This window comes from Frigoribacterium sp. CFBP 13712 (genome assembly GCF_014842255.1).
In the GTDB taxonomy this organism is placed as follows: Bacteria; Actinomycetota; Actinomycetes; order Actinomycetales; family Microbacteriaceae; genus Frigoribacterium.
Map to the genome: position 1 here is coordinate 25,945 of NZ_JACYVH010000011.1, position 19,479 is coordinate 45,423.

General features: G+C 73.6%; 19 protein-coding genes and 1 tRNA gene. 9 read left to right on the plus strand and 11 right to left on the minus strand.

Going from position 1 to position 19,479, the window contains the following annotated elements; genetic code table 11:
* Positions 1-4: 4 nt before the first annotated feature.
* On the plus strand, positions 5-985 hold the full coding sequence (locus tag IFT51_RS13930; protein ID WP_192061694.1) for an NAD(P)H-quinone oxidoreductase: 981 nt from the start codon (positions 5-7) through the stop codon (positions 983-985).
* 47 nt (positions 986-1,032) lie between these two features.
* Here the strand turns inward: IFT51_RS13930 and IFT51_RS13935 are convergent, their stop codons facing one another.
* Positions 1,033-1,515: an Asp23/Gls24 family envelope stress response protein gene (locus IFT51_RS13935; RefSeq protein ID WP_192061695.1), complete on the minus strand. Its 483-nt coding sequence runs from the start codon at positions 1,513-1,515 to the stop codon at positions 1,033-1,035.
* 180 nt (positions 1,516-1,695) lie between these two features.
* Here IFT51_RS13935 and IFT51_RS13940 point away from each other — a divergent pair, with 180 nt between their 5' ends.
* From IFT51_RS13940 to IFT51_RS13960, 5 genes are all read left to right on the plus strand, one after another.
* The gene (locus tag IFT51_RS13940) at positions 1,696-2,253 is read left to right on the plus strand and encodes an RNA polymerase sigma factor (protein ID WP_371740817.1); all 558 of its coding nucleotides are present in this window, start codon (positions 1,696-1,698) and stop codon (positions 2,251-2,253) included.
* Positions 2,250-3,041, plus strand: coding sequence for an Asp23/Gls24 family envelope stress response protein (locus tag IFT51_RS13945; protein ID WP_192061697.1), 792 nt, complete (start codon positions 2,250-2,252; stop codon positions 3,039-3,041). The genes IFT51_RS13940 and IFT51_RS13945 overlap by 4 nt, the downstream gene beginning before the upstream one ends.
* On the plus strand, positions 3,041-3,502 hold the full coding sequence (locus tag IFT51_RS13950; protein ID WP_192061698.1) for a hypothetical protein: 462 nt from the start codon (positions 3,041-3,043) through the stop codon (positions 3,500-3,502). The genes IFT51_RS13945 and IFT51_RS13950 overlap by 1 nt, the downstream gene beginning before the upstream one ends.
* A 70-nt stretch (positions 3,503-3,572) precedes the next feature.
* A tRNA-Gly gene (locus IFT51_RS13955) sits at positions 3,573-3,643 on the plus strand.
* 98 nt (positions 3,644-3,741) lie between these two features.
* Positions 3,742-4,215 carry a hypothetical protein gene (locus tag IFT51_RS13960; protein WP_192061699.1) on the plus strand — a complete coding sequence of 158 codons (474 nt, stop codon included), beginning with the start codon at positions 3,742-3,744 and terminating at the stop codon, positions 4,213-4,215.
* Between the two features lie 575 nt (positions 4,216-4,790).
* Here the strand turns inward: IFT51_RS13960 and IFT51_RS13965 are convergent.
* Positions 4,791-5,948 (minus strand): hypothetical protein, encoded by a 1,158-nt coding sequence (locus IFT51_RS13965; RefSeq protein WP_192061700.1) that lies wholly within the window; start codon positions 5,946-5,948, stop codon positions 4,791-4,793.
* A 197-nt stretch (positions 5,949-6,145) separates the two neighbouring features.
* Here IFT51_RS13965 and IFT51_RS13970 point away from each other — a divergent pair, with 197 nt between their 5' ends.
* Positions 6,146-6,385 (plus strand): zinc-ribbon domain-containing protein, encoded by a 240-nt coding sequence (locus IFT51_RS13970; protein WP_192061701.1) that lies wholly within the window; start codon positions 6,146-6,148, stop codon positions 6,383-6,385.
* Between the two features lie 298 nt (positions 6,386-6,683).
* On the opposite strand, the gene IFT51_RS13975 is transcribed toward IFT51_RS13970, so the two are convergent.
* The 5 genes from IFT51_RS13975 to IFT51_RS13995 all read right to left on the minus strand — a co-directional run bounded on the left by IFT51_RS13975 (position 6,684) and on the right by IFT51_RS13995 (position 13,926).
* Positions 6,684-8,042 (minus strand): phosphatase PAP2 family protein, encoded by a 1,359-nt coding sequence (locus tag IFT51_RS13975; RefSeq protein ID WP_244637313.1) that lies wholly within the window; start codon positions 8,040-8,042, stop codon positions 6,684-6,686.
* Between the two features lie 361 nt (positions 8,043-8,403).
* Positions 8,404-10,518 (minus strand): iron ABC transporter permease, encoded by a 2,115-nt coding sequence (locus tag IFT51_RS13980; RefSeq protein ID WP_371740818.1) that lies wholly within the window; start codon positions 10,516-10,518, stop codon positions 8,404-8,406.
* A 44-nt stretch (positions 10,519-10,562) separates the two neighbouring features.
* Positions 10,563-11,552 (minus strand): ABC transporter substrate-binding protein, encoded by a 990-nt coding sequence (locus tag IFT51_RS13985; RefSeq protein WP_192061702.1) that lies wholly within the window; start codon positions 11,550-11,552, stop codon positions 10,563-10,565.
* On the minus strand, positions 11,549-12,472 hold the full coding sequence (locus tag IFT51_RS13990; RefSeq protein ID WP_371740819.1) for an ABC transporter ATP-binding protein: 924 nt from the start codon (positions 12,470-12,472) through the stop codon (positions 11,549-11,551). The genes IFT51_RS13985 and IFT51_RS13990 overlap by 4 nt, the downstream gene beginning before the upstream one ends.
* Before the next feature lie 1,013 nt (positions 12,473-13,485).
* Positions 13,486-13,926 (minus strand): DUF4190 domain-containing protein, encoded by a 441-nt coding sequence (locus IFT51_RS13995; RefSeq protein ID WP_192061703.1) that lies wholly within the window; start codon positions 13,924-13,926, stop codon positions 13,486-13,488.
* A gap of 112 nt (positions 13,927-14,038) precedes the next feature.
* Here IFT51_RS13995 and IFT51_RS14000 point away from each other — a divergent pair, with 112 nt between their 5' ends.
* The gene (locus tag IFT51_RS14000; protein WP_371740820.1) at positions 14,039-14,503 is read left to right on the plus strand and encodes a DUF805 domain-containing protein; all 465 of its coding nucleotides are present in this window, start codon (positions 14,039-14,041) and stop codon (positions 14,501-14,503) included.
* Positions 14,504-14,567: 64 nt separating this feature from the next.
* On the opposite strand, the gene IFT51_RS14005 is transcribed toward IFT51_RS14000, so the two are convergent.
* Positions 14,568-15,674, minus strand: coding sequence for a LysM domain-containing protein (locus IFT51_RS14005; RefSeq protein WP_192061704.1), 1,107 nt, complete (start codon positions 15,672-15,674; stop codon positions 14,568-14,570).
* A gap of 186 nt (positions 15,675-15,860) precedes the next feature.
* Here IFT51_RS14005 and IFT51_RS14010 point away from each other — a divergent pair, with 186 nt between their 5' ends.
* The gene (locus IFT51_RS14010; protein WP_192061705.1) at positions 15,861-17,594 is read left to right on the plus strand and encodes an ATP-dependent DNA helicase RecQ; all 1,734 of its coding nucleotides are present in this window, start codon (positions 15,861-15,863) and stop codon (positions 17,592-17,594) included.
* 54 nt (positions 17,595-17,648) lie between these two features.
* On the opposite strand, the gene glsA is transcribed toward IFT51_RS14010, so the two are convergent.
* From glsA to IFT51_RS14025, 3 genes are all read right to left on the minus strand, one after another.
* Positions 17,649-18,560 (minus strand): glutaminase A, encoded by a 912-nt coding sequence (gene glsA, locus IFT51_RS14015; protein WP_192061706.1) that lies wholly within the window; start codon positions 18,558-18,560, stop codon positions 17,649-17,651.
* Between the two features lie 20 nt (positions 18,561-18,580).
* Entirely contained in the window at positions 18,581-18,904 is a 324-nt protein-coding gene (locus tag IFT51_RS14020; protein ID WP_192061707.1) for a hypothetical protein, read from the minus strand.
* A gap of 181 nt (positions 18,905-19,085) precedes the next feature.
* On the minus strand, positions 19,086-19,400 hold the full coding sequence (locus tag IFT51_RS14025) for a hypothetical protein (RefSeq protein ID WP_192061708.1): 315 nt from the start codon (positions 19,398-19,400) through the stop codon (positions 19,086-19,088).
* Positions 19,401-19,479 lie beyond the last annotated feature (79 nt).

The following is a 19,479-nucleotide window of genomic DNA, read 5'->3' on the forward strand; positions in this document are numbered from 1 at the left end:
GCGCATGCGTGCTGTCACCGTCCCCGTGCCCGGAGGGCCCCGTGCCCTGATCGTCAGCGAGGTGCCCGAGCCCGTCGCCGGAGCGCACGAGGTCGTCATCGACGTCGCGGCCGCCGGCGTCAACCGCGCGGACGTGAACCAGCGCGAGGGGCACTACCCGTCTCCGGCCGGAGCGCCCGAGTGGCCGGGGCTCGAGGTGAGCGGCACGGTGGTGGCCGTCGGCAGCGAGGTGACCAGCGCCTCCTTGGGCGACCACGTCGTGGCCCTGCTGCCCGGCGGGGGCTACGCCGACCGCGTGTCGGTCGACGCAGGGCTGCTGCTGCCGTACCTGAAGGGCATGGACTTCGTCGAGTCGGCCGGTCTGCCCGAGGCGGTCGCGACCGTCTGGTCGAACGTGTTCATGAACGCGCAGCTGCAGCCGGGCGAGACCCTGCTCGTGCACGGCGGATCGAGCGGGGTCGGGTCGATCGCGATCCAGCTCGCCAAGGCCCTCGGCTCGACCGTGTACGCCACCGCCGGCACCCCGGCCAAGGTCGAGTTCTGCGAGCAGCTCGGCGCCGACCGCGGCATCGACTACAAGAGCGACGACTTCGTCGAGGTCGTGCACGAGCTCACCGGCGGCCGGGGCGTCGACGTGATCCTCGACCTCGTCGGCGGCGACTACCTCGCCCGCGACGTCGACGCGCTCGCCGTCGGGGGTCGCATCATGGTGATCGCCGCTCAGGGTGGCCGCGACGCCACCATCGACGTCGGCCGCCTGATGGCCAAGCGCGCCCGCATCTGGGGCACCACCCTGCGCGCCCGCCCCCTCGAGGAGCGCCGCGAGATCATGGCGCAGGTGCGCGAGCACGTCTGGCCGCTCGTCGAGCGGGGCGACGTGCGCCCGGTGCTCGACAGCGTGTTCCCGCTCGAGTTCGCGGCGGCCGCGCACGAGCGCATGGAGTCGGGCGGGCACAGCGGCAAGATCCTGCTCGCCGTGCGCTGAGGCCGCTGGCCGCCCGGGCCGCCCGGACGCCCGGCTGCCGCCGCCCGCTAGACGACGCGGGTCGCGACGGGTGCGGACCCCTCGTCGTCGTCGACCCCGGCGATGTGCACGTCGACGACGGCGACGTTCACCTCGGCGACCTGCATGCCCACGAGCTGCTCGATCGCGTCGGCGACGCTGGCGCGCACGTCGTCGGCGATCCGGCTCATGGGCAGCGGGTACTCGACGACGATCGACACGTCGGCCGCGACCTGGGTCTCGCCGACCTCGACGCGGACGCCCTGGGCGAGGTCCTGGCTGCCGACCACGTCGCGGATCGCACCGAACGCGCGTGCGGCGCCGCCGCCGAGCGCGTGGACGCCGGGCACCGCGCGGGCGGCGATGCCGGCCACCTTCGAGATGACGGTGTCGGCGATGACGGTGCGCCCGGTCGCGCGCGCCGTGCCGGTCGCCGCGGCGGTGCCCGCGACGGGGGTGCTCGCGGCGCCGGTCGCAGCGGGGTTGACGGTGGGGGGAGTCGTGTCGGTCATGATCGGATCCTGTCTGTCGGATGTGCGGTGGAGTCGTTCGTGGTTTAGTCGTCTACGAGACGCATGCCGCGACCGAATCGTCACGGTGTCCGTCGGCACTCTGTTCCGCTCCGTTCTACCGGAGCACCGGAGGTCGGGTCACAGCGATGCGCCCCGATCGGATCCAGCCGAGGAGGCGCGGTGGCGGTCGACCTGTCCGAAGCGTCCGACGCGGTGCTCGCGTCGCGCGCCGCGGAGGGAGACGAGAGGGCCTTCGAGCAGCTGCTCCGCCGGCACCTCGGTCTGATGACCGCCTACGCGGTTCGTCTCACGAGCTCGCGCGCTGATGCGAACGACGCCGTGCAGGAGGCCTCGATCGCGATCTGGCGCGAGCTGCCGACCCTCAGCGAGCCGGCCGCCGTGCGCGGCTGGATGATGCGGATCGTGTCGCGCAAGTCGTTCGACCTGGTGCGCTCGCGGCGTCCGGCCAGCGACGTCGACGAGCTGGAGTTGCCGAGCGAGCCCGGCGGCCGCGACGACCCCGAGCGCGCGGTCGTCACCGGCGACGCCATGTCGGGTCTCCGTTCGGCGCTGCGTCGACTGCCCGAGAGCCAACGCCAGGTCTGGACGCTCCGCGAGATCGGAGGCGAGTCGTACGCCGACATCGCCGAGACCACCGGCACGACCGTGACCGCCGTCCGAGGCCTGCTGGCCCGGGCCCGAGAGACACTGACCCGAGAGATGGAGGCCTGGCGATGAGCGACGACCCGACCCGCTCCTCCGGGTACGACGGCGACGAGAGCGGGCCGACCCTCGCCTCCTCGGGGGCCGCTGACGCGACCCCGTCGCCCACCGGCGCCGAGACGACCGCCGATGCGATCGCGCACGGACTCGACCCCGAGCACGCGACCGCGGCCGGCGACGCGGTGACCGCAGCCGACGCCGAGGCCGAGCTCGACGCGGCCGTCGACGCCGCCCCCGACGACGGCGTGAGCATCGAGCGGATCGCCGACTACCTCGACGAGGGCCGGCAGCCCTACGACCCCCTCATCGAGGACGACCCGTCGGCGCTCGCCCAGCTCAACGCGCTGCAGCGGCTGCGCGGCATCTCGGCCCAGCTGCTGACCGACGAGGTCGCCGCGACCCCCGCCCCGGCGCCGTCGTGGATCGCCGACGTCATGAGCCGCGTGCGACTCGAGTCGCGCTCGGGCCGCGAGATCCCGCTCACGTCGACCCACGAGCGGACGACGCTGCACATCACCGAGGGGGCCGTCCGCGGGCTGATCCGTGAGGCGGGCGACTCGATCGACGGAGCGCTCGTCATCTCGTGCGCCATCGTGGGCGACGTCGCGCAGCCCGACGCGATCGTGACGGTCGACGTCGCCATCAGCGCCCTCTACGGCGTGGCCGTGCAGCCGCTCGCCGACGAGGTCCGCGACGCCGTCGCCCGACACCTCTTGCAGCAGACCGAGCTCGTGGTCGAGAGTGTCGATGTGACGGTGCGCGACGTGCACCAGCTCGACGACGAAGCCGACGGAGGCCTGTGATGGACGACAGCCGACTCTCACAGCTCGCGACCGAGCTCGGGGTCCTCGCCGCGGGCACGCCGGGCGTCGTGCGCGTCCAGGCCCGCCCGGGGTTCGGTACGGTCGTGCGGCGCGCGGTCGACGGACTGACCAGCGTGGTCGGCGGAGGCACGGGGCTCGGCGGTGGGGCGGATGCCGGTGCCGCGGGTGCGGCGGGTGGCGCTGGAGCCGCTGGTGCGGCAGATGTCGTGGACGGCTCGGGTGCCGTGGCGACGGTGACGGGGCCCTCGGCTCCGATCGTGGGGATCGTCGTCACGAAGGCCGAGACCCGGATCACACTCGACATCGCCGTGAGCGACGAGGCCGCCGGGCCGCGGGTCGCGCGCGATGTCGCCGAGCGCCTCCTCGGGCGCCTCGCCGTCGAGTCCGAACTCGTCGAGCCCTCGCTCGACCTCCGCATCGTCGGCGTCGGCGGCCTCTGACCGCAGGGGTCGTGAGCGGCCGAGGAGGCGCGGGTCGCTATAGTGGACTGGTCCGCGTCCGACGCGGTGCGCGAGTGTAGTTCAATGGTAGAACTCCAGCTTCCCAAGCTGGTAGCGCGGGTTCGATTCCCGTCACTCGCTCCGATTCCTGTAGCGCGCCTCCTCGGTGGGGTCGCGGCACTGTCGCCGGTGACCGGTGCATCGTGTCGCCGAGGAGTCCCGGGGGAGGGGCGGATCAGGTGCCGAGTCGCAGCAGGGCCCTGGCGGTGCTCATGATCGCGTCGACCTCGATGGTGCTGAGCGCCTGCGCCGGTGCCCCGTTCGTCGGCGACCGGAGCGCCGAGGCCTTCGCGGAGCGACTCCACGGCACGTGGATCGAGAGCTCAGGCGACGGGGCCGCGGCGATCGTCCTGTCGGAGGACGGCACGTTCGAGGCGCACGACCTCCCGGCCGCCCTCGCGTGCGGCGGATCGGCCGGCGACCCCGAGCTCGAGGCCTGCCGCGCGGACCCGCGGCCGAGCTCGATCTCGACCGACGGCACCTGGTCTGTGCTCGACGAGGAGCAGGGCATGCTCGAACTCGACGTCGACGGACGACTCCTCGCCGTCGGGTACCGCGACTTCGACGGCTTCTTCGCGGAGTCGTTCTCTCTCGGGTTCTACACGGGCGCCCTCGACGTGCGAGAACCGGACCACGTCTTCTCGCGCCGCTGAGTCCCGTGCCGCGGCACCGCGCCGCTGCGCGGCGCCCCCCGATCGAGGTGACCCGAAAGGGCCCGCCGCGCGCCGCCAAGCCCCCCGACGCGTCACTTCGATGGGCCCCGGGCCGTGCCGCGCCAGCCCCGTCTCGATCGAAGTGACCCAATAAGGGCTGTCGCGGGCCGGGAGGGCCACCTTCGCGTCACTTCGATAGGCGTCGGGTCGCGTACCGCGGGCCGTGCGCGGCTCGAGGTGACCCGAGGGGGCCGTCGCCCCCGCCGATCGAGGTGACCCGAAAGGGCCCGTCGCGCACCGCCAGGCCCCCCGACGCGTCACTTCGATGGGCGTGGGGCCGTGCCGACCGCCCTGTGCCGATCGAGGTGACCCAAAAAGGGCTGTCACGGGCCGGGAGGGCCACCTTCGCGTCACTTCGATGGGCGTCGGGTCGCGTACCGCGGGCCGCGCGGATCGAGATGACTCGAAAGGGGGCGTCGGGGGCCGGGAGGGGCCCTGACGCGTCACTTCGATGGGGCGGCCCGCAGCGCGCGCGGTGCGCGGCGGGCGCGGCGCGCGCGGGGCGCGCGCCGGCGCTACGCGGCTGCGCGGGCGACGTAGTCGGCGGCGAGCGCCTCGCTGGCCGCTTCGACGTCGGGCACCGCGACCGGGTGCACGGTCAGCCGCACCCAGTCGTCGCCGAGCACCAGGTCGGTGATGCACGTCTCGGCGCAGGTGCGGTAGGCGCGGTCTCCCGAGGCGAGCCCCGGCACCTCGACCGCCGACGACGCGTCGACGTGCCCGAACTCGAGCCGCTGATCGAGCGCCCACGCGCCTCCTACCAGCAGGCTCTCGTCGGCCACCGAGTCGACCGCGGCGTCGGCACCGCCGTCGGCGACCGACACGAAGCAGTTCGAGGCCGCCGCACGCTGCCAGGCCGCCGCGTAGATCGAGTACCCGCCGCCGGGCAGCACGAGCTGCACCTCGTCGTCGATGCCGAGCGCCGCTCCGTCGATCGGGGCGTCGGCGTTGCAGGTGAAGCCGGGCAGCGCCCCGCCGAGCGGCCAGGGGTCGTCCGAGACGTCGGCCGCGGTGACCGCGTCGGTGACCGAGCGCACGGCCGGCGCGAAGACCTTCTCGTTCGAGCCGCCCTCGGGCACGACGAGTCCGGTCGCGAGCATGCTGACCCAGGTGTCGCCGATCAGCATGTCGTGCGTGCAGCCCGCGGTCCCCTGGTTCTCGACGCTCATGTTGTCGTAGCAGTCGGGTTCGGTCTTCTCGCCGTAGGTGGCGACCAGCTGCGCGTACTGCTCGGCGGCGTGCGGCAGCACCTGCACGAGCAGCCCCGTGTAGTCGCTGCCCGGCACGGGGTTGTTCTTGCCGTCGGAGGCGGCCCCGTCGTTCCACGTGCAGATCAGGCCGCCCTCCTGCGCGATCGCGTAGTCGGCGGGCACGGCATCGGCCCGGGCGTAGTAGTCGCGCGGAGTCCACTCGGGCTGCAGCGCGCTCGCGGTGGCGGAGTCGAGCAGGGCGGCGCAGTCGAGGTCGATCTCGGTGACCGGCGAGGCGGCCGAGTCGTCGGGTGCAGGCGTCGACGACGGCGTGGCGCCGGCGGAGGGGGTCGAGTCGCCACCGCCTGTCGGGCCGGGGCTCGCGGAGTCGTCACCCGCGCCTCCTGCGGTGCACCCGGTCAGCAGCAGCACGGCCGCGATTCCGCCGATGACGCCCTGTCGAAGTCGTGTCGTCGTCCCCATGCCCCCGACGCTACCGAGCCGAGGAGGCGCGGGTCGTCACGATCGTGCAACACCCGTCGTGCACTCGGCCGGCCTCGTCGCGCGGCCGACGTGCATCGAGGTGACCCGTCCAGCGCTCCCCGCCCCTCGGAGGGCCCCGGATGCGTCACCTCGATGCCGCTCGACGTCCGCGGAGGCCGCTGGACTACGGTCGAGCGATGTTCCTCCTCTTCGGCACGACCCTCCGCCGTTCGCTGCTCGTGACCGTCGTGTTCATCTGCGGCTACTGCGACAAGAACGTGCCGCAGCGCGTCGAGAAGCTCTCGACGAAGTTCACGCTGTTCTTCATCCCGCTGTTCACGGTGTCGTCGCGGTACTCGAACCAGTGCACGAACTGCGGAGGAGTCACCGACCTGACCCGCGAGCAGGCCGAGCACGCGGTGGCGCGCCAGGGCTGAGTCGCCGCCGAGTCCGCGCGCTCGCGCGCGAGCCCGCCCCGCCCGAGCGCGAGCGCGAGCCCGCCCCGCCCTGCCCCGCCCGAGGGTGGGCGGAAGAAGCCCTTGCGCGGGCGGTGAGGGGCGTTTTCTGCCCAGCCTGGTCGCGGGGTGGGCGGAAGATGCCCTTGCGCGGGCGGTGGGGGGCGTTTTCTGCCCAGCCTGGCGGGCGGGCGGGCGGGCGGGGTGCTCGAGGGTGGGCGGAAGACGCCCTCGCGCGCCGTGGCGGAGGGCGTCTTCCGACCACCGTGGCCGGGGGCCGCTAGCGGAGGCGGCGGAGGCGTCGGCGTCGGACGACGATGAGCCCCGCTCCGGCGGCCACCAGCGCGAGCGCCGCGGCGACGATGCCCGCGATCGACTCCGAGCCCGTGTAGGCGAGCGACCCGTCGTCGGCCAGAGCGAGGTCGTCACCGGCGGACGTGCCGGGTCCGGGCTGCTGCGCCGCGCCTCCGGCGTCCTGCTCGTCGTCGGCGGGCACCGCGGCCGGGTCGGTCGGATCCGCGGGCGCGGGCGCGGCAGGGTCGGTCGGCGCCGGGTCGACGGGAGCAGGGTCGACGGGCGCCGGGTCGACGGGAGCCGGGTCCACGGGCGCGGGGTCGGTCGGCGCCGGGTCGACCGGCGGCGCGGCCGGGTCGACGAGCGAGACCGTGCCGTCGGCCGCGACCGTCACCGACGCCGACATGGCCGCCGCGAGGTCGAGCCGCTGCCAGCTGCCCTCGGCGCCCTCGTCGAGCGGACGACCCGAGTCGACGGCGGTCAGCGCGAGCACCTGGCGACGCTGCTCGGCGGTGAGGTCGGGGTGGCTCGTGATGAGCAGCGACTCCGCGTTCTCGGGCACGGTGATCGGCTCACCGGCGGCGCCGACCAGGGGGAAGTCGTAGCCGAGGCGGTCTCGGTAGACGGCCAGCGCCTCCTCGTCGCTCAGGTACGGGGTGTCGGCGGCGATGCACTCGGCGAGGGGCGCGCCGCAGCCGGCCTCGAGCACCTGGTGCAGCTCGGTGCTCGCCTGCTCGAACAGGGTGCGGAACTCGGGGTCCGACCACCGGCGCTCGACGATGTGCTGACCCATCATGCGACCGCTCATCACGTCGAGCGGGTAGTGCGCGGCCATCACGATGCGGTTGTTCCCCGCCTCGGAGGTGCGGGCCAGGATCTGCGGCGCGAGCTCGGGCAGCATCGTGGCGAGCGAGGTGCCCTGCCAGTACGCCTGCGAGGTGTGCCCGCTCGGGTAGGCGCCCGACGTGGAGGCCCACGCGTCGCCGCCCGGCTTGTCGCGGTAGGTCAGCAGCTCGGGGAACCGGATGTAGGGGCGGTCCCAGTCGAAGTGCTCCTTCGCGGGGTTCGACGACGAGTAGTAGCCGACCAGCCCGCCGCTCTTCGCCAGCAGCGCCTCGGTCTTGGGCAGCTCGCCCGCCAGACGCGCGTCGCGGTAGATCGCACCCAGGTTCTCGCCGAGTCCGTCGGCCATCGACACGGACATGTCGTCGTACTGGTCGACGATGGCGCGGTCGACCTGCTCGGCGGTCGCATTCTGGTTGATCGTCACGGTCATCGCGTCGTTCAGCGCGATGATGTCGGGGCGGTCGGCCCGCAGCTGCGTGAACCGGTCGATGATCGGCACGTAGTCGTACGTGGCGTTCGAGGGGTACGGGTAGCTCAGCTCGGCCGGGTCGAAGGGCGTGGCCGCCGATGCGGAGAGCGCGCCGAAGCCGGAGAGGACGATGCCGAGGCCGGTTCCGGCGGCGAGGAGGGACGTGATGCGTCGGCGGGGAGCGAGGCCTGGTCGCGGGGTTCGTCGGGGGGTCGCGGTGGTGATGATCGTGCCTCTCGTCCGGTGCGGGGTGGGCCCGAGCGGGCCTCCGGCACCGTAATGAGAGCGCGTGACCGGCAGTGAGACGACAGGTGTCGCGGAGGTGGCCGGGCGTGCGGGGCGGTGCCGGGCCTGGGAGGGCGGTGCCGCGCCCGCGCCCGCGCCCCGCGCCCTAGCGGCGACCGCGCCAGAGCAGCCAGACGAAGTACGGCGTCCCGATCACGGCGGTCAGCAGCCCCGCGCCGAGCTGCGCGGGGGCGATCGCGGTGCGTCCGAGCACGTCGGCCAGGCCCACGAGCACGGCTCCGAGCAGCACGGCGACGGGCACGACCCTGGCGTGCCTCCTGCCGACCAGCGCCCGGGCCGCGTGCGGTGCGACGAGCCCCACGAACCCGACCACGCCGACCGCCGCCACGGCCGTCGCCGTCAGCACCACGGCCAGGGCCAGGAAGACCAGGCGCGAGCGCGAGAGCGAGACCCCGAGGAGGCGCGGCGTGTCGTCGTCCACCCCCACGAGGTCGAGGCGGCGACGCTGTGCGACCACCACGACGACCGCCAGCACCAGTGCCAGCGCGACCGGCGCCGAGTCGGCGAGCGAGCGGCCGTAGGTCGAGCCCGACAGCCAGGTGAGCGCCTTCGCCCCATTGAACGGGTCGGTGAGCACGATGAGCAGGCTGATCGCGGCGGTCGTCGCGGTCGCGACCCCGATGCCGATCAGCACGAGGCGGTTCTGGGCGAAGCCGCTGCGCGCGGCGAGACCGAAGACGATCAGCGAGGCGAGGACCGCGCCGACGAAGGCCGCCCCGGCGATGCCCCAGCCCGACGCCGCGGGCACGGTGGTGACGAACAGCACGGCACCGAGCCCCGCGCCGCCGGTCACGCCGACGATGCCCGGCTCGGCCAGCGGGTTGCGGGTGGCGCCCTGCACGAGGGTGCCCGCGAGGGCGAGCGCGGCGCCCGCCGTGACGGCCGCGACGACCCGCGGCACCCGCGTGTCGAGCACGTAGCTGACGACCGGCCCCGAGCGGCCCGCGATCCAGTTGACGACGTCGCCGAGCAGCAGCTTCGCGTCGCCGAGCAGCACCGACGCGACGACGACGCCGATCAGCACCGCCGCGACGACGACGAGGGTCGCGACGTAGCGGGTGCGCGACACGATCGGGTGCCGCTCGACCGGCGTCGCCCCGCCGTGGTCGCGGGCCCTGAAGGCGAGCACGACCAGGAAGACGGCTCCGAGCAGCGAGGTTACGACCCCGGTCGGCACCTGCACCGAGGCCTCGGCCCCGACCAGCACCCGCAGCAGCACGTCGGCGCCGAGCACGAGCCCGGCGCCGGTCAGCCCGGCGAGCGGCATGAGCACCAGCGAGCGCCGCACGGCGGGCACCAGGCGTCGCATCAACCGCACGAGGGCGGGTGCGCAGAGCCCGACGAACCCGATCGGACCGGTCAGGGTCACGGCCGCCGCCGACAGCAGCACGGCGGCGAGCACCGTCACGACGCGGGTCGTGCGCACGTCGACCCCGACGCTGCGGGCCGCGTCGTCGCCGAGGGCCAGGGCGTCGATGCGGGTCGAGGCGAGCAGCAGCACGGCGAGCCCGACCACGACGATCGGGGTCAGCTGCACCACGCCGGCGAAGCCGTTCTGCGAGATGCTGCCCTGCCCCCACTGGTAGAGGCCGACGGTCTGCTGCGGGAACAGCAGCAGCAGCGAGCTCGTGACCGAGGCGAGCCCGAGCGCCAGCGCGCTGCCGGCGAGCACCAGCCGCACGGTGCCCGAGCCGAGTCCCGACAGGGCCAGCACGACCGCCGCGGCGATCAGACCGCCGACGAACGCGACGCCCGACGAGGCCAGCAGCGGCAGCGTCAGACCGGTGACCGCGGCCACGGCGAGGGCCGCGGAGGCTCCGGCGTTCACCGCGAGGGTGTCGGGCGAGGCCAGCACGTTGCGGCTGATCTGCTGCAGCGCGGCGCCCGCGGCCCCGAGGGCGACTCCGACGACGAGACCGGCGACCATCCGAGGGAGGCGCGACGCCACCACCACGGACGCGTCGCCCGCCGTCGCCGTCCCGGTCAGGGCCTGCCACACCTGCCGGGGCCCGACGTCGGCGGTGCCCTGCGTGATGTCGACGAGGGCGAGGAGCACGACGACGGCGACCAGCGCGACCGTCACCCCGACCGATCGAGGGGTGAGCCGGCGGGGCGCGGCGACCCGCGCCTCCTCGGCTCGCTCGGGTCGCCCCTGCCGGGTCGGCGGGACGGGATCGGTGGGGATGACGGTCGCGGTCACGGTCGTGGCGTCGCTCGGTGCGTCAGGCGTCGGTCGGTCGGGCGTCAGTCGGTCAGCGCGGCGACGGCGGCGTCGATGTAGCCCGTCATCGCGGCCGGGCCGCCGAACATCCAGATGCCGTCGGGCAGGCGGTGCACGTCGCCCGACTCGACGAAGGGCAGCGACTTCCACACGGCGTTGTCGCCCAGCACGTCGGCGAAGGGGTCGTCGCCGTCGACCTCGTTCGTGATGTACAGGAACTGCGTGTCGTCGGGCAGCTGCGTGAGCCCCTCGACGTCGGTCGAGGCGAGACCGTAGGCGGGGTCGCCCTCGACCGTCCAGCCGTTGGCGAGACCGAGCTCTTCCGTGACGTCGCCGACGAGCGACCCGGCGGCGTACGGGCGGATCCCGACCTGGCCGGCGTCGACGTAGCCGTCGGCGAAGGCCACGTTCGTGCCCTCGAGCCCGGCGTCCGCGATGGCCTTCTTGCCCTCGGCCAGCGCGTCGGTGAAGGCGTTCTTGACCTCGGTCGCCTGGTCTTCGGTGCCGGTGGCCTTCGCGATCAGGTCCAGGTTGTCGGTCGAGTTCTCGATCTGGCGCGAGGCGTCGGCCGAGGTGATCTGCAGCACGGGCGCGATCTCACGCAGCTGCGTCACGGCGTCGGCGGGCAGATCGGTGGTCGCGACGATCAGGTCGGGCGCGAGCGAGGCGACGGTGTCGAGGCTCGGCTCGCCGCGCGTGCCGATGTCGGTGGGCTCGTTCGTCAGCGGCACCGCGGAGCCCCAGGCCTCGTAGCCGGGCACGTCGGCCACGCCGACCGGGTCGACGCCGAGCGCGACGAGGTCCTCGACGACGTTCCACTCGGTGCCGACGACCTTCGTCGCCGGGCCGTCGAGCGTGATCTCGGTGCCGGTCGCGTCGGTCAGCGTGATCTGCTCGCCGCTCTCGGCGGTCGCACCGGCGTCGGTCGTCTCGGTGGTGCCGCACCCTGCGAGGGTGAGGGCTGCGGCGGCGGCGACGGCCGCCGCCGTCAGGAGTCGTCGTCTGGTGTTCACGGGTGGAGCCTCTCGGTTCTGGTGTGGTGACGGCCGATCGCGCGGGTGCGCAGGTGGCCGGTGGTGGGGTCGGTGTCGACGTCGATGCGGATGCCCCAGACCTCGCTCAGGAGGTGCGGTGTCAGCACGGCCGCGGGCTCGCCCTCGGCGACGACGCGGCCCTCGCTGAGCACGACGATGCGATCGGCGAGAGCGGCAGCCTGGTCGAGGTCGTGCAGCACGACTCCGACGGCGATGCGCCGGTCGTCGGCCAGCTCGCGCACGAGGTCGAGCAGCTCGACCTGATAGCGGAGGTCGAGGTACGTGGTGGGCTCGTCGAGCAGCAGCACACCGGTGTCCTGTGCGAGGCAGCTGGCCAGCCAGACCCGCTGCAGCTGCCCGCCCGAGAGCTGGTCGACCCCGCGGTCGGCGAGGGCGGCGACACCCGTCAGGTCGAGGGCGCGGTCGACGGCGGACGAGCCGTCGGCATCGCCCCGACCCCAGCGGCCGCGGTGCGGGTAGCGGCCGAACTCGACGACGTCGCGCACGGTCAGACCGCTCGGGGTGGGGCGGCCCTGCGTGAGCATGGCGACGCGACGGGCGAAGTCGCGGGGCGAGAGCGCGAGGGCGTCGAGGGGCTGGTGGTCGGCGTCGCTGTGGTCGGCGGACCGGGTGGCGGCGGGCTGGTGGTCGGCGGGCCGGGTGTCGGCGGACCGGGTGTCGACGCCGTCGGCGAGGGCGAGTGAGCCGATCCGCGACTGCTGGAGGCGCGCGAGGGTCCGCAGGAGCGTCGACTTCCCGCTGCCGTTCGGCCCGATCAGCGCGGTGACGCATCCGGGGCGGAGCTCGAGTCGGGCGTCGTGGACGACGTCGACGCCGTCGTAGGCGATCGAGACGCCGTCGGCCACGAGGGCGGCGCCGGTCGGCAGATGGGGGGTCACAAGCGATTAGGTTAGCCTAACCTCACTCGCCGGCGCGACCCCGGTCGTTCGACGTCGAGGCGCTCGCCGCTCCCGCCCGCCCCGAACGAGGTGCCCCGAACCGTCGCCTAGGGCCGCGGCACGGCCCCCTTCTGCGTCACTTCGTGTGGCCGAGGTGCGGCGCCGCGGGCCCCGCGCCGCCGGCTCCGCCGGCTCCGAACGAAGTGCCCCAAACCGGCGCCTCAGTCCGCCAAACCGCCCCTTTTGCGTCACTTCGTGTGGCCGGGGTGCGGCGCCGCGGGCGCCGCGCCGCCGCCTCCGCCGGCTCCGAACGAAGTGCCTCAAACCGGCGCCTCAGCCCGCCGAACCGCCCCTTTTGCGTCACTTCGTGTGGCCGAGGTGGGGCGCGGCGGGCGCCGCGCGCGCCGCTCCGCCGGCTCTAAACGAGGTGCCGCAAACCGGCGCCTCAGTCCGCCAGACCGCCCCTTTCGCGTCACTTCGTGTGGCCGGGCTGCGCACGCTGAGGCCGCCGCTCCAACGGCTCCGAACGAAATGCCTCAAACCGGCGCCTCGGGCCGCGGCACGGCCCCTTTTGCGTCACTTCGTGTGGCCGAGGTGCGGCGCGGCGGGCGCTGCTCCGTCGTCCCCGAACGAAGTGCCTCAAACCGGCGCCTCAGTCCGCCAAACCGCCCTTTTTGCGTCACTTCGTGTGGCCGGGGTGCGAGCCGCTCCGCCGGCTCCGAACGAGGTGCCTCAAACCGGCGCCTCAGTCCGCCGAACCGCCCCTTTTGCGTCACCTCGTGTGGCCGAGGTGCGGGCCGCGCCGCCGGCTCTGAACGAGGTGACTCGAAGCGGGGGCTCGGGGCGCTGAATCGCCCGCTTCGCGTCACTTCGTTTGGGCGCGCGGCGCCAGACGCTGCGCGCTGCGCGCGCGGCGGCGGCGCCGGACGCGGCGACGGGCCGGCGCCGCTCCGGCGGGCCGATGACCCGGGGTGCGGCACCGGCCCGTCGGGCTGGTGCGGTGGGGGTGAAGCTCAGCTGCAGGTGTAGGTGACGCCGTCGACCACATGCGTGCCGGGGCCGAGGTCCGCACACTGCTGCAGCAGGACGGTGGCGCTGGCGATGAGCACGATGATGCCGATGACCGTGATGATGATGACCACGATCGAGATGATGATGCCGGCCAGCGAGAGGCCGCGCGGCTGACCCGCACGCCCGAACCGGCGGAACGAGATGATGTTCAGGATCAGACCCACGATGGCGAGCAGACCGAAGAACGAGAGGACGAAGCCGGCGATGGCCATGCCCTTCGACGGGGGCTTGCTGCCGCCCGTGGTCTCGTTCGAGCCGGGCGTGTACGCCTGGGGAGCCGATCCGTAGGGCTGCTGCGCGCCTCCCTGGGGCGGGTAGCCGGGCTGGCCCTGCGGGTTCTGGTGGCCCGGCTGGTTCGGGTCGTTGGGCGTGTTGTCGGTCATGAGCGGTCCCCTCGGTACGCGGTCGTTTCGCTCAGCCTAGGGGGCGGGGGTCGCCGCGTCCGAGCCCTGTGGATAACGCTTTCGCGGCCGACTCGCCACCTACGATGAGACCGTGACCATCGCCTCCGCCCCCAACGACCGCGACCGTCGGCCGATCGACCAGCCGTACTACCGAGCGTCGTTCGTCGAGGCCATGCGCCGGTTCGTCGTCAAGTACGCGACCTTCTCGGGTCGGGCGGGGCGGGCCGAGTACTGGTGGGTGGCGCTGGTGCAGTTCGCGCTGCCGTTCGCGATCCAGGGTGTCACGGGTGTGCTGACCGGCGACTGGAGCGAGGTCGACGGGCAGTCGTTCTCGACCGCGCCGAACGCGATCCTCCTCGCGATCTACCTCGCGACGGCCGTGCCGACCCTCGCCATCACCTGGCGGCGTCTGCACGATGCGAACCGCAGCGGGCTGTGGGCGTTCATCCTGTTCGTGCCGTTCGTCGGCTGGCTCGTCTTCCTGATCTTCGTGCTGACGCCCCCGCGGCCCGAGGGTGCCCGCTTCGATGCGGAGCCGGCGGTCGCGACCGGCTGACCCGCGCCTCCTGCCGTGCGGCGCAGGCCTCTCAGGAGAGCCGAGGAGGCGCGGCGCGGGCCGGTCAGACGCTCGCGGGATCGAGATTGAGCGTCGTGCCCTCGAACAGGCGCTGCTCGTCGTCGAGCACCTGCAGCCCGGCGTTCAGGTAGATCAGCGCCGCGACCGAGATGCCGAACCGGGCGGCGACCGCGTCGGTGGTGTCGTTCGGGGAGACGAGGTACCTGCGGGGCGCTCCGGCGTCGGTCGTCGAGGTGACCGTGCCGGCCGCGAGCGACGCGGGGCCCGAGTCGGCGGGGGCGATGTTGGTCTCGCGCGGCGGGATGCTCCAGGCGACGGACTGCACGGCCAGCACCTTGTCGGGACCGATCTCGAGCGGGACGCCGTCCGCCGACGGAGCCGACGAGTAGGTCACGATCGTGCCGAGGTACGACGGCTGGCTGGTGCCGAGGGGCGTGCCCCCCGACGTCGGCGCGCTCGTCGGCCCGCCCAGCAGCACCGAGCCGACGCCGTACGAGGTCAGCCCGTCGCCCACCGAGGGCGCGATGTCGATGAGCGTCACGGACACCGGCACGGGCAGCGTCGACGTGAAGCCCGAGTACTGGACGTCGTAGCCGTTCGAGCCGTCGGCGACCACCCGGTAGTGGTACGCGACGCTGCCGAGCGGAGAACGCACATCGCCCTCGGTCACGACCGTGCCGGCCGGGACGGACGCCACCGACGGCGCCGGCAGATCGGCGTCGACGGGCGCGGCCGTGGCGGCGCGCGGGGTCGGTTCACCCGACGGGGTGGGGGTCGGGGTCGGCGTGGGGGTCGCGCTGGGGCCGAACTGCGCGGCACCCGGTCGTGCGGTCGCGGACGTCGTGGCCGGTTCGGCCGTCGGCTGGCCAGCGCTTCCCAGGACATCGCCGAAGACGACGAAGCAGGCGGCCACCACGGTGACGACGGCGACCGTCACGGCGATGATCGGCAGGGCGAGACTACCGCGACGCCGGTCGGGGTCGGTGTCGGTGGCGGGTTCGGGGTCGTCGTCGGGGGTGCCGAAGAGCATCTCGTGCCCGGATAGCTCAGCGGGCTGGCGGGGCTCGGCGGGCTGGCGGGGCTGATCGGGCTGGCGGGCCCCGTCGGGCGCGTCGTCCGGCCCCTGCGCGTCGCGGTCGTCGTCGGTCATGCGGCCCCCCAAGGGTGATCTCTCGAAGCAGGTGCTCCCCCGTGGACGATCCTAGGGCGGGTCGGAGTAGTGTGCCGCGCCGATCGGGAGCCGGGGTACGGCGGGCCGATCATCGGCTGTCAGTCGTGCGCGTGTCACGGTCGGCGAGCCTGAGATGGACCTCTGCCCCACCGACACGAGGACCACATGAGCACGACACGCACCGCACCCACCGCCGACACCGCAAGCACCGCATGCACCGCACCCCCCGCAGCCCGCACCGTCCGCATCACGACCGCCGCCGCCGACCTGTTCGGCTGGGACGATCTGCACGCCGGGCAGCTCGAGGCGATCGAGGCCGTCGTCGCGGGTCGCGACACCCTGGGCATCATGCCGACCGGGTTCGGCAAGTCGGCGATCTACCAGGTCGCCGGTGCCGTGCTCGACGGGCCGACCGTCGTCGTGTCGCCCCTCATCGCGTTGCAGGCCGATCAGGTCGCCGGGCTGGTCGGCCGCCCCGATGCGCCCTCGGCCGTCGCCATCAACTCCGGTCACACCGACGCCGAGAACGACGCCGGCTGGCAGCGTCTGGCCGCGGGCGAGATCACGTACGTGTTCCTCGCCCCCGAGCAGCTCGCGCGAGACGAGACCGTCGACCGGCTGAGAGACGCCGGAGTCGCCCTCGTCGTGGTCGACGAGGCCCACTGCGTGTCGTCCTGGGGTCACGACTTCCGGCCCGACTACCTGCATCTCGGCGAGATCGTCGAGCGCCTCGGCCGCCCGACGGTGCTGGCGCTGACGGCGACCGGGTCGGGGCCCGTGCGCGACGAGGTGGTCGAACGGCTGCGACTGCGCGATCCGCTGATCGTCAGCCGCGGCTTCGATCGTCCCAACCTCGCCCTCGAGGTGGTGCGCCACGAGGACGACGACGAGAAGATGCGCGCCGTCGTCGAGCAGGTGGCCGCCTCGACCACGCCCGGCATCGTCTACGTGGCGACCCGCAGAGCGACCGAGGCCTACACGGCGGCGATCGCGGAACGCCGCCCCGACCGGACGGTGGTCGGCTACCACGGCGGGCAGCGGTCCGCCGAGCGCGGGCAGCTGCACGAGAGGTTCCACGCCGGCGAGGTCGACGTCGTCGTGGCGACCAGCGCCTTCGGCATGGGCATCGACAAGCCCGACGTGCGCTTCGTCGTGCACGCCGACGTGCCCGACTCGCTCGACGCCTACTACCAGGAGATCGGGCGAGCCGGTCGTGACGGCGACCCGGCCACCGCCACCCTGCACTACCGGCCCGAGGACCTGTCGCTGCGGTCGTTCTTCGCCTCGGGGCTGCCCGGCCGCGCCGATCTGCGAGGGGTCTTCACGGCGCTGTCGGCCGCCGGACGCCCGGTGACCCGTGCCGAGGTCGCGGGTCAGCTCGCGCTCGGTTCGCGCACGGTGTCGCGCCTCATCGATCTGCTGCTCGAGGGCGGGGCGCTGACCGAGTCGACGGACGGGTTCGAGCCGGTCGCCGGTCTCGACGCGGCGGAGGCGGCGGGCGCGGCTCGCGAGGTCGCCCAGACCCGCGAGCGCGTCGCGACGTCCCGGATCGAGATGATGCGCACCTTCGCCGAGGCCGCCGGCTGCCGCCGCCGGTTCCTGCTCGGCTACTTCGGCGAGGACTCGCCCGAGCACTGCGGCAACTGCGACCTCTGCCTGTCCGACGACCGCGCCGGGATCGATGCCGAGGAGGCGCGCTCGGGAGACGAGGAGGCGCACCCCACCGACACCGCGCCTCCTGCATTCGCCACCGACGCCCGCGTCGTCCATGCGACCTGGGGCGAGGGCACGGTCATGGGCACCGACGACGACCGGATGACCGTCTTCTTCGAGAGCCAGGGCTACAAGGTGCTCTCCGTCGCGGACGTGCTCGAGCGGGGGCTGCTGACCCCGGCCTGACGCGGGTGCCGGCTGCCGGGTGCCCGCCGCCCGCGGCCGGGTGTGCCGGCGGTCCTAGCCGCGGTAGCCGAACGAGTGCAGACCGTGCTGCTCGGCGAGGGCGCGGCTGAGGGCCTCGCCGCGGACGCTCGTGCCGAGCTCGTCGAGCGGCGGGCTGATGATCGCCGCGCCGAGCCGATTCGGGGCGGCGAGCACGATGGCGCCCGAGACGCTGGACTTCGCGGGCACGCCGACCGAGCGCATCCAGCGCCCCGAGCCGTCGTAGACCCCGCAGGTCGCCATCACCGAGACCACGTCGCGCGCCACCTCGGCCGAGACGACCCGCTCGCCGGTGACCGGATTGCGCCCGCCGAACGCCAGCGTCGCCCCCATCACGGCGAGGGCGACGGCGTCGACCATCACCGAGCAGGCGCGGGCGTAGACGGCGACGGCCTCGTCGGCGGTCTCGTCGAGCGTCCCCTCCGAGCGCATCAGGTGGGCGAGCGCATGATTGCGGTCGCCGTGCAGCTGCTCGCTCTCGCTGATCTCGCGGTCGTAGTCGAGCTCGCGACCGGCGAAGGCGCTGAGGCCGGCGAGGATCCGGTGGATGCGCGCATCGCCCGAGTCGCCGTCGACCAGGTTGGCGGTGAGCAGCGCCCCCGCGTTGACCATCGGGTTCGGCGGCCGACCCGTGTCGCTCTCGAGCTTGATCGCGTCGAACGCCTCGCCCGTCGGCTCGATGCCCACCCGGTCGAGCGCGGCGCCGTCCGAGTCGGCGAGAGCCAACGCGAACAGGAACGGCTTCACGGCCGACTGGATCGAGAACGGATGCTCGGCGTCACCCGAGGCCACCACCTCGCCCTCGGGCCGGACCAGAGCGACCCCGAACAGGTCGGGGTCGGCCTCGGCGAGCTGCGGGATGCTGTCGTCCACCGCCCCTCCTCGGGTGGACACGAAGGAGGCGCGGAGGGCATCGAGCGACGGCATGCCTCCCAGCGTGGCAGGGTCTACGGCTTCCCGACCGACGCGAACCAGTCGGCGTACCGCGTGTTCTCGGCCATGCGGCGGGTCTCGTCGGGTGCGTCGTCGCTCCACCAGACGGGGCCGCGCTCGCCGAGGGCGGTCTTCGCCGCGTCGACTCGGGCGTGGGCCTGCTCGACGGCGGCCGGGTCGTCGTCGCCGAGCGCGGTCTTCTTCGCGCGCCGCGCCTCCATCAGGTCGTGCACGAGCTCGGCCCGACGGTCGTCGCTCAGCGACGGGTCGGACCGCCGCCAGAGGCGGCCGCGCACGACGATGTAGCGGCCGTCGGGGGTCTCGAGCGGGGCGGTCATGACGCCAGTCTGGCTGCGTCGGCGTCGCGGGGGCCGAACCCGACCGGCCGGGCCGTCGGGCGCGTGCCGAACCCGACAGTTCTGCCCCGAGGGAGCTAAAAGGCCAGGAGATGCTGCCCGTCAGGGGCCGTTCAGTCGCGAGTTGCTCAGAAGGGGGGCGGGGGCGCGCGGAGCGGTGCGGCTAGGGGTGCTCGTCCTTCATGGGGAGGCGGTCGTCGCCGACGCTGTCTCCGGTCGTGGCCGACCAGCGGGTGACCAGACGGCGGGCGATCGGCAGGGGGCACGGGATCGTGACCGCGCCGGTGCGGCTGACGATCGTCAACCGGGCCGCACCCGACTGGCCGCGGTGCCACATGCGCGAGATGTCCATCGTGACACCGCCGCTGTCATCGCTGTCGTCGCGGCGAGGTTCGGTCATCTCGAGGGTCAGGCGGTTGCCGAAGACGGTGATGCGGTAGACGACGCCGCCGTCGCTCCAACTCTCGTCACTACCCACGGGACCAAGATACGAACAAGCGTTCGATCCTGTCCAGCCGAGTACGGCCCCGATCCGCCGGAGTTTCCGAAAACGGACA